At 65.4% G+C, this 11,877-nt stretch carries 11 protein-coding genes; 2 read left to right on the forward strand and 9 right to left on the reverse strand.

From position 1 onward, the window contains the following. From WKW82_RS28255 to WKW82_RS28275, 5 genes are all read right to left on the reverse strand, one after another. A partial coding sequence (locus WKW82_RS28255) for an aldehyde dehydrogenase family protein (protein ID WP_340345939.1) occupies positions 1-558 on the reverse strand: 558 nt, incomplete at its 3' end. Between the two features lie 38 nt (positions 559-596). After that, on the reverse strand, positions 597-914 hold the full coding sequence (locus WKW82_RS28260) for a hypothetical protein (protein WP_340345940.1): 318 nt from the start codon (positions 912-914) through the stop codon (positions 597-599). Positions 915-944: 30 nt separating this feature from the next. Then, a complete protein-coding gene (locus tag WKW82_RS28265; protein WP_340345941.1) occupies positions 945-2,276 on the reverse strand; it encodes a sulfatase-like hydrolase/transferase in 1,332 nt (443 codons plus the stop codon). 92 nt (positions 2,277-2,368) lie between these two features. After that, positions 2,369-3,388, reverse strand: a complete 1,020-nt coding sequence (locus WKW82_RS28270; protein ID WP_340345942.1) for an AraC family transcriptional regulator — start codon at positions 3,386-3,388, stop codon at positions 2,369-2,371. Between the two features lie 182 nt (positions 3,389-3,570). Beyond that, complete coding sequence (locus tag WKW82_RS28275; RefSeq protein ID WP_340345943.1) at positions 3,571-4,086, reverse strand: dihydroneopterin aldolase; 516 nt, start codon at positions 4,084-4,086, stop codon at positions 3,571-3,573. A gap of 207 nt (positions 4,087-4,293) precedes the next feature. Here WKW82_RS28275 and WKW82_RS28280 point away from each other — a divergent pair, with 207 nt between their 5' ends. Both WKW82_RS28280 and WKW82_RS28285 read left to right on the forward strand, forming a co-directional pair. Next, on the forward strand, positions 4,294-6,390 hold the full coding sequence (locus WKW82_RS28280; protein ID WP_340345944.1) for a sigma-54-dependent Fis family transcriptional regulator: 2,097 nt from the start codon (positions 4,294-4,296) through the stop codon (positions 6,388-6,390). Beyond that, positions 6,387-7,169: an HAD family hydrolase gene (locus WKW82_RS28285; protein ID WP_340345945.1), complete on the forward strand. Its 783-nt coding sequence runs from the start codon at positions 6,387-6,389 to the stop codon at positions 7,167-7,169. The genes WKW82_RS28280 and WKW82_RS28285 overlap by 4 nt, the downstream gene beginning before the upstream one ends. Here the strand turns inward: WKW82_RS28285 and yddG are convergent. The 4 genes from yddG to WKW82_RS28305 form a co-directional block, all read right to left on the reverse strand. Next, a complete protein-coding gene (gene yddG / locus WKW82_RS28290) occupies positions 7,138-8,064 on the reverse strand; it encodes an aromatic amino acid DMT transporter YddG (RefSeq protein ID WP_340345946.1) in 927 nt (308 codons plus the stop codon). The genes WKW82_RS28285 and yddG overlap by 32 nt on opposite strands. Continuing rightward, positions 8,061-8,993 (reverse strand): dihydrodipicolinate synthase family protein, encoded by a 933-nt coding sequence (locus tag WKW82_RS28295; RefSeq protein ID WP_340345947.1) that lies wholly within the window; start codon positions 8,991-8,993, stop codon positions 8,061-8,063. The genes yddG and WKW82_RS28295 overlap by 4 nt, the downstream gene beginning before the upstream one ends. Before the next feature lie 76 nt (positions 8,994-9,069). Continuing rightward, a complete protein-coding gene (locus WKW82_RS28300; RefSeq protein ID WP_340345949.1) occupies positions 9,070-10,398 on the reverse strand; it encodes an MFS transporter in 1,329 nt (442 codons plus the stop codon). Between the two features lie 137 nt (positions 10,399-10,535). Beyond that, a complete protein-coding gene (locus tag WKW82_RS28305) occupies positions 10,536-11,855 on the reverse strand; it encodes an NAD(P)/FAD-dependent oxidoreductase (RefSeq protein WP_340345950.1) in 1,320 nt (439 codons plus the stop codon). Positions 11,856-11,877: the final 22 nt, after the last annotated feature.

Below are 11,877 nucleotides of genomic sequence, written 5' to 3' on the forward strand. Positions count from 1 at the left end.
ACCGCCGGTCTCGTCGAAGAACTGCAGCTTCTCCGGCGGGAAGTACGCCGGCATGCGGTCCATCAGCAGCTTGGCCAGGTGGCGCGAGTTCTCGCTCATCTTCACCATCGCGCGGTTGCCCGCGGCGAAGATGTAGGTGAGCTGGATCATCGTCAGGTTGATCGGGAAGTTCCACGGCGTGATGACGCCGATCACGCCCAGCGGCTGCGGAATGACGCGGTTCTTGGCGCCGAAGTAGTTGCGGATGTCGACTGCGCGCTTGCGCGGCTTCATCCAGCCGCGCAGGTGCTTGAGCACCTGGTCGACGCCGTCGGTGGCCGGGAAGATCTCGGCCAGCAGCGTCTCGTGGCGCGAGCGGTTGCCGTAGTCGGCAGAGACCGCGTCGATCAGCGCTTCCTTGTGGTCGAGGATGAAGCGCTTGATCTGGCGAAGGTCAGCACGGCGCTCTTCATAGGTGGGAACCGGGTGTGCGAAGTAGGCCTTGCGCTGCAATGCGAGCGCGTCGGTCAGTTGACGGGTGATCGCCTCGGGGGCAAACGGGACTCGCATGTCTGTCATTTCTTTCACTCCTGGGAATGTGGCACGAGCCCCGATTGCTACTGCTGCGCTGGTGCAGCTGCGGGCCTGGCAGCGCCCGCATTCACCATGCTGTCGATCAGCTTGTTCACGTCCAGCGACGTGGACTTCTGGCTCGGCGGGAAAGCCTTGAGCGAGCCGACATGCTGCATGAGTTGCTCCAGCGCAGCGTTCAGGAGCCAGGTCTTGTGCTGGGTCACGTCGCCGCGCGGTCCCGGCGCTTGTGTGTACGACTCGAACGGGTCCTGGCGCAGGTTGAGCACGAACGGCAGCGGATAGGTCGTCGAAGCACCGTAGTAGCCGTCACGGCTGCCGAAGGCCAGCTTCCACTGGTTCATGCGGATCGCGCGCAGCGTCGACTCTTCGTATTAGAAGAAGTTCTTGCGCGCCGACTCCTGCGACTTGCCGCTCCAGTAGTCGATGTTGTTCACGCCATCGATGTAGCCCTTCTTGACCACCGAGGTGCCCAGGGCGTCGCCCTTGGCCAGGCGATCCTTGATGTCGCCTGCGCCGGCGGCAGCCGCCAGCGAGGTGAACAGGTCTTCATGCGACTGGATGCCGTTGAGTTCGGTGCCGGGCTGGATGCGGCCGGGCCACTTGATCATCGCCGGCACGCGCACGCCGCCTTCCCAGGTCGTCATCTTCTCCGAGCGATAGGGCGTGGTGGCGCCTTCCGGGAAGGTCGAATGCTCCGGCCCGTTGTCGGTGGTGTAGACCACGATGGTGTTCTGGTCCAGCCCCATCTTCTTGAGATTGGCAAGCACGCCGCCGATTTCCTCGTCATGCTGCAGCATGCCGGCGCAGTGCGAGTCGTAGCCGCTGGTGATGGCGCGGCATCGCTTGTAGTAGTCCTGCGGCGCGTGGGTGAACACGTGCATGCGCGTGGTGTTGAGCCACACGAAGAAGGGCTTCTTGTCGGCCTTGGCCTTGGCCATGAATTTCTCTGCGCCGCCGATGAATTCGGCATCGACCGTTTCCATGCGCTTCTTCGTGAGCGGCCCGGTGTCTTCGCAGTTCTGCGCACCCCAGGGGCCGAAGCGCGCATCCGTCGGCGTGGCCGGGTTGTCGTCCTTGCGGGCGGTGCAATGCAGCACGCCGCGGGGGCCGAAGCGCTTCTTGAAGGCGGGGTCGGTCGGGTAGTCGGCGTCTTCGGGCTCTTCCTCGGTGTTGAGGTGGTAGAGGTTGCCGAAGAACTCGTCGAAGCCGTGCACGGTCGGCAGGTATTCGTTGCGGTCGCCCAAGTGGTTCTTGCCGAACTGGCCGGTGGCATAGCCCTGGGCCTTGAGCACTTCGGCCAGCGTGGCGTCGGTGGACTGGATGCCTTGCTTGGCGCCGACGATGCCCACGGAGGTCAGGCCGGTCCGGATCGGCAACTGGCCGGTGATGAAGGCTGCGCGGCCGGCCGTGCACGAAGGCTGCGCGTAATGGTCCGTGAAGATCGCGCCTTCGCGCGCGATGCTGTCGATGTTGGGCGTGCGGTAGCCCATGCTGCCGCGGCTGTAGGCGGAAAGGTTCCAGATGCCGATGTCATCGCCCATGATGACCAGGATGTTGGGCTGACTGGCAGCGGCCTGCGCTTGTGCCGGGGGGGCGAAGGCGCCAGCCGCCGCGATCATCAGGCCTGCCACGGCCGCGGTGCCGCGCCGCAGGAAAGAAGGCCGTGGGTCCATGCGGCACGCGGCCGCCGATGCGTTGTTCATTTCTTGTCTCCTCCTGAGTTTGTTGTTGGTGACCTGCACCACGCTTTATTCCAGCGAGCGCGCATTATGCGCGCGCGGTCGCCCCGTTCACTTCAACCTGCGCCCTGTTCGAACACGGTACGCAGTGCCTTCGGCGGGACGCCGAACCAGCGGCGGCAGCTCCGCGTGAGGGTCGAGGCGTCGGCGTAGTCGAGCATCGCCATCAACACCGTCAGCGATGGCGGCTCGGGGCCGCGCATCAGGCTTTCGACCATGTTGCGGCGAACCTCATCCTTGATCTTCTCGAAGTTCGTGCCTTCCTCCAGCAGCCGGCGCTGCAACGTGCGCGGGTGCATTGCCAGCATCTGCGAGACGGTGTGGTGCGAAGCCTGCTCGGTACCCAGCAGGCGCTGCACGATCTGGCGCACGCGATCGGAGAGGGGCTTGCTGGGCTCGATGAATTGCGTGTCGATGTAGCGCTGCGCCATCTCGCGCAGCATCGGGTTGCTGCCATGCAGCGGGCGTCGCATGTCGCGCGCAGCCAGCCGCACCGCGGCCTGGGGCTGGTTGAAGCGGCAGGGCGCGCCAAGCATTTGTTCGTGCTGCGTGCTGCCATTCGCGCGGGGGTGCGGCAGCAGGATCTCGTGCGGCGTGAATTCGCCCTGGCCGAGCATGTGCGCGCACCGCACCATCACGCCCAGCGCCAGCTCGATGGCCTGGACGCAAGGCGGGCGCGGCTCGAGTTCGATGTCGAAGCACAGGTCGATCCAGCGTCCGCCGGGGACCGGTTGCACGCTCATGCGTTTCGCGGGGCTGTGGACGAACATGTAGCGCCCCGTCAGCGCAAAGGCTTGCGCCACGTCGATCGCGTTCTCGGCGATCACCGCCACCGGCCCGAGGATCTCCAGCCCCTGGCGCTGAGACAGCCGCAGGCCGAAGTCCGGCTGGCCCGACGCCGCCGCCGACTGCTCCAGCAACGCGATCATGTCGGGATAGGGGATCAGCCGATCAGGTTCGTGCAAGACGGCCAGCGACAGTCCAACCCGCCGCAATTGAGCGTCCGCGGACAGGCCTGCTTCTGAAGCCTGTTGTTCATAGCCGGCGAGTGCCGCTGCTCGGATAAGAGGGTTCATTGCGAAGAATTGGAGGGCCGCGCATTTTCGCGCGTCCCCGTCTCCGCAAATAACCCGACTGGATGGGGAGGGAACAGAAAAGGCGGCTCACAGTGTCCGGCGTCATGCCGGGCGAGCGGTACACACTGTCATGGCCGTGGCGCAGTGCACGGCTGTCGGGGCACGCCCGGCCGTCTTTTTTTTCAGCGACCTTGGTCCGGGACCATGCCGGAACCGATCAGCCGCAGAACGGCGCCAGCGCGTGACAGCGGCGCCTCGGGCAGCGGCGCCTCGGGCAACGGCGCCCGGCGCTCGATCTGCACGCCCACGGCGCCCACGTCCTTGAACTTGCGCGGCTTCACCACCTTGACCCGGACCCAGCACGCACCGAACTCGCCGATCGCGATGTCGGCAATGGCCTCGGCGAAGGCCTCCAGCAATTGAAGCTTGTGTTGGGCCATCAGGCCACGCAGGCGCTGGCAGACCTCGCCGTAGTCGATGGTGTCGGCGATGCGGTCGGTGTCGCAAGCCCGCGCGCGGAGCAGGCCCATGTGCACGTCGATGACCAGGGGCTGCGGGCGGTGCAGTTCGGTCTCGTGGATGCCGATCACCGTGTCACCGGTGAATCCCTCGATGAAGACAACGTCCATGGCGGCCAAGCCGGGCAGTTGCTCGGCGGCGCTGGAGGGTGGGGTGAACGAAGAAATGCTCGTGTCCAAAGGGCGCCTTCTTGTCTGGAGCGATCGGTTGTCGGGAAGATTTCCCTATGCAGCGGACCATGGATCCGCAAAATCCGGGCCACACATCGCGTTGAGCGCGCGTTGGGAATTGGCATGCACCCGTGCACACCCCGTTGCGCTCGGCCGCCACTGCGCTACAGAATTGTCAACCGGCGCAAATCGACGCCGGACGGACTGGAGACGTCGATGGTGCTGACGGTGCGCAATGCGGGACATCCGGCGGATGCCCACGCGAATCGAGTTCTGGAAGTGGTGCGGGGCGGGTTCTCCGAGCGGAGCGACGATGTCGTGACGCTCTCCTGGATTCGCTGCCTCAACCAGTACAACCTGCGCCCGGACAAGCCGCGCGACCCCGCTGTGATGGGGCGCGTCCTGCTCGAGGAGCGGCGCGTGCGTCACGCCGCTGTGCTGGAGTGCGCGCGCTACGAGATGACCACGCTCTACCAGCAGCTGGCCGATACGGAGATGGCCGTGCTGTTGACCGACACGGACGGCGTGATCCTGCACATGGTGTCCTCCCCGGAGTTCGCGGCCGAGGTCGGCCCGCTGGGCCTGCGGGCCGGCGGCATCTGGAGCGAGACCGAGGCCGGCACCAACGGCATGGGCACCTGCCTGGCCGCGGCGAGCCCAGTCTGCGTGCGGCGTGAGGACCACTTCTACACGCAGTTCACGCAACTGACGTGCTCGGCGGTGCCGGTGTGCGATCCGGCCGGCAACATCGTCGCGGCGCTGGATGTGACGAGCCGGTCCAGCCTGATGCAGCAGCACCTGCTGGTCTTGCTGACGATGACGGCGCGGATGATCGAGAACCGGTTGATCGACCACCAGTTCCGCAACGCCCATCCGCTGCATTTCCACAGCCGTCCTGAATTCGTCTATACGCTGCACGAAGGCAAGCTGGCGGTGGACGATGACGGGCGCGTGCTGGCCGCCAACCGCAGCGCCTTGTTCCAGTTGGGCCTGCAGTCGATGGACGAGATCCGGTCGCGGCGCATCGAGGACCTGTTCCAGACCTCGCTGCCGGACATGCTGCAGCGCAGCGCGTCGTCATCCTTCCATCCCGTGGTGACCTATCGAACCAATGCGGCATCGCGCTTCTTTGCGGTGGCGCGACGCCCGGCCTCGACTGCGGACGCACTGTCCTTGCCTTCGTCGGCGAGCGGCATGCCTTCGCCTGGCGGTGCGTCGATGGCGCTCGCAAAGGGCAAGGCGCGGCCGGTGGCCCGGCGTGCCCCGGCAGTTGCCCGCGTCTTCGAGGATCCGCGACTGGCTGCGCAACTGGAGGTCGCTCGGCGCGTGATCGCCCGCGGCACGCCGGTGCTGCTTTGCGGTGAAACGGGTTCAGGCAAGGAAGTCTTCGCGCGCTCGCTGCATGAGAGCAGCCCGCAGGCATCGGGCGCCTTCGTGGCAATCAACTGCGCGAGCCTGCCCGAGGCGCTGATCGAATCCGAACTCTTCGGCTACTGTGCCGGCGCGTTCACTGGCGCACAAAAGGCAGGGCGCCGCGGCAAGATCCAGCAGGCCGATGGCGGCACGCTGTTCCTCGACGAGATCGCCGACATGCCGCTGGAACTGCAATCGCGCCTGCTGCGCGTGCTGGACGAGCGCCGCGTCACGCCGCTGGGCACCGAGGAAAGCCATGCGGTCGACTTCCAGCTCATCAGCGCCAGCCATCGCCACTTGCCGACGCTGGTGCGCGAGGGCCGCTTCCGCGAGGACCTGTACTACCGGCTGGCCGGCATCGAGGTGCAACTGCCGCCGCTGCGCGAGCGCACCGACAAGCTCGCACTGATTCGCGGCATGCTGGCCACCGAAGGCGGCAGCGACGCCGTGCTGAGCGCCGAGGCCGAACGCATGCTGATGGCCCACAGTTGGCCCGGCAACGTGCGCCAGCTCGGGCATGTGCTGCGCACCGCGGCGGCGCTGGCCGATGGCGAGCCGATCACCCGCGCGCACCTGCCGGCGCTGGCGGTCAACCTCCATGCCCCGCATGACGCAGAGCATGTGCCCCAGGTGGGCGGCGAGCGCTTGGGCGCGGCCCCGATGCAGGCTGCCGATGCGCAGACTGCCGCGCCGCACAACGCCCAGCATGACGACGCGCACGCCTCGGCCCGGCTCAACCCGATCCAGGCGAACGAGCGGCAACTGCTGCTGCAGATGCTGGAGCAGCACCGCTGGAACGTGAGCAATGTGGCCAAGGCGCTCGACATCAGCCGCAACACGCTCTATCGCAAGATCCACAAGCTGCAGATCGAGGTTTCGCATCCTGAGCAGAGTGCGTGAGCGAGACTGACAGCGGGGCTGGCGCGGGGGGTAGGGCGTCGTCCGGCAACCTGGCGCTGTTCGACCTTGACCACACGCTGATTCCCTTCGACAGCGGCACGGCTTGGATTCGCTTCCTGATGCGGCATGGACGCCTTCCGGCCGACGCCGAGGAGCGTCATCTGGACTTCTGCCGCCTCTATGTGGCCGGCACGCTCGACATCCATGCGATGCATCGCTCGAACATGCAGCCGCTGCTGCCGGTCCCGCGATCGACGCTGGCGCAATGGCAACGCGAATTCGAGATCGACTTGGCGCCGAGCATTCCGCCGGCGAGCCTGAAAGTGGTCGAGCGGCATCGGGCGAATGGAGACCTCTGCGCCATCGTCACGGCGACCACGGAATTGATCGCCTGGCCGATCGCCCGTTTGTTCGGCATCGACGAATTGATCGCAACGCGGCCCGCCACCGTTGGCGGGTTGCCAGACGCCGCCTTCACTGGAGAGATCGACGGTGAGCCCTGCTACCGGCATCACAAAGTGAGCCGGGTGGGCGAATGGCTGGCAGCGCGACCGCAAGGGTCCGCGACGCGGCTTGGCGACTTCGGGCGGTCCTGGTTCTATTCCGATTCGATCGGCGACCTGCCCTTGTTGGAAGCGGTATCTGATCCGGTCGCAGTCTGCCCGGACGATCGGCTGCGGACACATGCTTTGAACGCCGGTTGGCCAGTGCTTGACTGGGCTCCCGCAAATCCCACCGCGGCAGCCATCACGCGCTCGTCCTCGCCTGGCTCCCAATAGCCAGTCGCACGCGTGCGCCACGCGTTGCGAACCAACACAGGATCGATCCCCCGCAGACCAGCGAAGCGCCTTGCCAGAAGGACATCGAAAGCGACTGGTGCAAGAGCATCGCTGCCAGCGCGGCGGACAGCACCGGCGTGAAGTAAGACGCCCCGGCCAGCACGGTCACATGCCCATGCAGGATGCCGGTGTTCCAGGCCGCGTAGCCAAAGCCCATGGCCGAAGCAGCCAGCGCAAGCTGGAGGAGGGCGTGGAAGCTGAACTGCATCGCGCCACCGCCGTCCGCCAGGTACTTGCCCCACAGCGTCAGCGCCGTCAGCATGAAGAACAGCGTGATGCCGTTCTTCCCGCCGGCGAGCCTCGCCGTCACCGTGCAGTAGGCGGCCCAGATCAAGGCGCCCGCGAAGGCCAGTCCATAGCTGAGCGGGTTGGTCCGGACGTTGTCCACCATGCCGGGGAAATCCAGCCCCTGGTCGCCGCCCAGCACCCAGCAGATGCCGAAGAGGGACAGCGCAAGACCCGGAACGATCAGCAGGTTCGACTTCTGCCCGTTGAACGCGATCGCGAACAGCATCGTGAAGCTCGGCCACAGGTAGTTGACCATGCCCACCTCGATGGCCTGCCGGCCGCTGTTGGCATAGCCGATGGAGAGCGAAAGACACAGCTCATACGCCACGAAGAGCAGGCTTCCCCAAAGCAGGTAGCGGCGAGGAAAGGCGCGCAGCCTGGGAAAGCCGACCGTGAAGAGCAGAAGAACAGAGGCGACCGTGTAGATCATCGCGGCGCCGCCCGTGGCGCCGAGGCTCTCGCTGACGCCGCGGATCAGTCCGACGATCGAGCTCCACAACAGGATCGCGACCAGGCCGATCAGGGTCGCCTTGGTCTTGCTGATCATGCGACCTTCTTGAGGAGATGGCTCGAAGGTCCGTCGACGATGGCAGCCACCTCGCGCTTGAGCGCATCGACGATGGCCTTCAGCGATCGCTTCTCGCTGGCGTCGAGCGCTTGCAGCGGGGCGCGAACGCCGCCGGTTCGCAAGCCCGCCAGTTCGCAGCCGTACTTGATGGACTGCACGAACTTGCCGCCTTCCAGGAAGTCCATCAGCGGCAGCATGGCGGTCATGATGCGGCGGCCCTTGTCGAAATCCTTCTCGAGCACGCAGGCTTCGTAGAGCGCCACGTGTTCGGCCGGGACGAAGTTCGAGCCGGCGCAGGTCCAGCTGCGCGCGCCCCAGGCGAAGAACTCGATCGCCTGGTCGTCCCATCCGCAGGAGATGTCGATGTTCGGGAACTCGCGCGCCAGCATGTGCAGTTGCGCGGTCTCACCCGAACTCTCCTTGATCGCCACGAAGTTCTTCGAGGCCCTGGTGACGATGTCGAAGAACTCGCGGCCCATCGACACGCCCATGCGGCCCGGGTAGTTGTAGAGCATGACCGGCAGGCCCGCGGCCTTGTCGATGGCCAGCGCATGCGCTGCGTTTTCCTGCTGGGTCGGCAGCGCGTAGGGCGGCGAGCCGACCAGGATGGCATCGGCCTTGATGGCGCGGGCGGCCTTGGCGTATTCGACCGAATCCTCCGTGCGCACGGCGCCGGTGCCGACGATCAGTGGAAGCCGCCTGCCGATCACCTGCTTTGCCAGGGCCGCGAGCTCGAGGCGCTCCTGCATGGTCTGCGCGTAGTACTCGCCGGTGGAGCCGCCGATGATGATGCCGTGCACCTTGGCGTCGATGAGGTACTCCAGGACTTCTGCGAATGCGGTCGTGTCGATCTGCCCGTCGGACGTCAGGGGCGTGATGGCGGGGGTGTAGATGCCTTCGAATTTCATGATGATGTTTCCGTTGATTTTGAGAGGGTTTGCGATGAAGGGACGCCTGCGCCTGGCAGGCGAGGGAAGTGACGTGTCAGCGCGCCAGGGAGGCGGCCTCCTGCAGGCTCATTGAACGGGTCTCCGGCGCCAGGACCAGCGACACCAGCAGGCCGAGCATCGTGACTGCCGCGGCGGCAAACATCGTGTTGCCGATGCCGATGCCCTGCAGCGCGATCGGCACCAGCCACGTGCCCACGGCGGCCCCGATGCGGGATAGCGAGGCGCCCATGCCGACCGCTGCCGAGCGGATCTCGGTAGGGAACAGTTCGTTGGGGTAGACCAGTTGCAGCACCTGCGCACCGCCGATGAAGACCGCATAGGCACCGAACAGCACCAGGACCAGCACTTCCGCGCCAGCCGAGAAGTAGCCCAGCCCCAGCAGCGCCAGGCCCGACCACAGGAAGCTGTGGATCAGCATGCTGCGACGGCCGACGACATTGATCAGCTTCGTGGCGATGACGCAGCCCACCACGAACAGCAGCGTGATGGCGACGGAGCCGAAGGAGGCCCAGGCTCCGCTCAGGTTCAGTGCCTGCAGCACCTTGGGGGCGAATGCATACACGGCAAACACCGGGATGACGGAGCAGCTCCAGAACACCGCGACGAACAGCATGCGTCGGCCGTAGCCGGAGTGCAGCAGGTCGGCGATCGACACCTTCTTCTCGGCCGGTTGCTCGGGCAGGTTGCGCAGCGAGAACGACGGGCCGTAGACCTGCTTGATGACGGCTTCGGCTTCCGTCGTGCGGCCCTTGCTCAGCAGCCAGCGCGGCGACTCCGGGGTGCCGATGCGCACCAGCAGCAGCGCCACGCCGATGAAGGCCGGGCTCGCCAGCACCAGGCGCCAGGCCTCGGCCTCGCCGCCGCCCAGCAGGATGTTGCCGACCACATAAGCGAGCGCGGCGCCGGCGAACCAGAGGATGGTCAGCATCGCCAGGCGCGGGCCGCGGTGCTTCCGGGGCATGAACTCGACCAGCAGCGAGCCGGCCACAGGGTATTCAAAGCCCACGCCGATGCCGATCAGGAACCGGAGCAGGAACAGCGCCATGCCCGAGTCGGCCCACAACTGCGCCACGGAGCAGAGGACGAAGATGGTGGGCCCGACGAAGAAGAGCTTCTGGCGACCCAGCCGCCCGGTGAGCACGCCGCCGAGGAAGCCACCGAAAAAGATCCCGATCAGCGCCGAGGCCGCGATCATCCCCTGCCAGAAGCTGTCGAGATCGAGCGCGGCGGCCAGCGGGACCATGGCCACGCCGATGATGCTCAGGACATAGCCGTCCAGGATCCAGCCGCCGCCGCAGCGCACGCTGAGCCACTGGTGGAATTTGTTCAGGGGAACGTCTTCGATGGAAGTCGTGTTGGTCATCTTGTCTCCGTTGTTTACGTGAAGTGAGGGCGTGCCGCCTGGTCAATACGCCAGGTCTTGTTCACGCCTTGAATTGAAGGGAGGGCGCCATGCTCGATGGAGCGGAATTGAAATTCGCAGATTTGCCCGGCGACTTGTCAGCCTTCCTGGCCGGCCCGATACTGGTTCCACTTCAGGCTGAGATTCACGCCAATTGAAAGAAATGGCTCCGGCGGATTCCGGACAGGCCCCGGCGAATTGCGCAGAAAATCGATCAGGTCATTGCGCTCGCCGGCGAGCCAATCGGCGAGCAGGGTGCCGGTGGCCGTGCCACGCGTCACGCCCAGGCCATTGCAGCAAAGGGCACCGTAGACATTGGGCGCGAGTTGACCGAAAAAGCCCGCATGATTGCGCGACAAGGCCAGCGAGCCGCCCCAGGTGTAATCAAATTCGACATCCGGCAACATCGGAAACCTTCGCTGGAATGAATCGCGATGCTTCTTGACGAATTGGTCCAGGTATTTCTGCCTGCTGCGTCCGTCGGAATTGAAGCTGAAGCTGTTTCGCACCAGGATCCGGTTGTCGTGCGTGCGGCGCAGCGTGGTGCCGAACGGGTCGGCAGGAATCACGCCCCAGAAGTCCTTGCCACCCAGGCGGGCCTGCTCCGCCGGCGTCAACTCCCGCGTCAGGCTGGCATAGGTGAAGACGGGCAGCATCGTGCCCTGCAGGAAGCCGAAGCGCATGCCGAAGGCGTTGTTGGTGAGAACGAGCTTGTCTGCAGTGATGCGCCCGTTGCGATGGGTGATCACGGTCTTTTCGCCGTAGTCCACGTCGGTGATCGCGGTGTTCTCGTAGAGCGTGACGTTCGAGGGGAGGCTGTCCGCCAGGCCCTTCACCAGCGCCGCGGGCTGGACCAGCATCGTGCCGGGAGTGAACAAGGCCTTGCGGTAGAAGCGGGTGCCGATGTGGTCCGGCAGGTCCTTCCCGTCGATCATTTCGTAGGGCTGGCCGAGTTTGTCCAGACCGTGGCGATAGGCATCGAGCACGGCAATGCCGCGATCCTCGATGGCTGCCTGGTATTTGCCTGAGGGGCGGAGATGGCATTCGATCCGGTGTTCTTCGACCAGATTTTTGAGGATCGTCTGACCGCTCAGATTCAGTTTCATCGTCGTCTTGGCGGTTTCGATGTCGCCGATATAGTCGTCGGCGCCAATATCGTGCGGCAAATCGATGGCGAATCCGGCGTTCCGGCCCGAGGTGCCGAATCCCACCTCCTGCGCATCGATCAATACAATTTCCTCGTCCGGGAAATTAATTGCCAGTTGCCTTGCCGCCGCAAGACCGGTAAAGCCGGCGCCAATCACGACCCAGCGGGCCTCGGTATTTCCGGAATGCCCGGGGCGGGCCTTCCGGGGCTTGCTCAAGTGAAACCAGCCGCAGGTCGAATCGTCAGCTGGAAGTGAAGTAACTTTGGTCATTTCCTTGTCTCCGAATTGCTTT

Source organism: Variovorax rhizosphaerae (assembly GCF_037889975.1).
Taxonomy (GTDB): Bacteria; Pseudomonadota; Gammaproteobacteria; order Burkholderiales; family Burkholderiaceae_C; genus Variovorax; species Variovorax rhizosphaerae.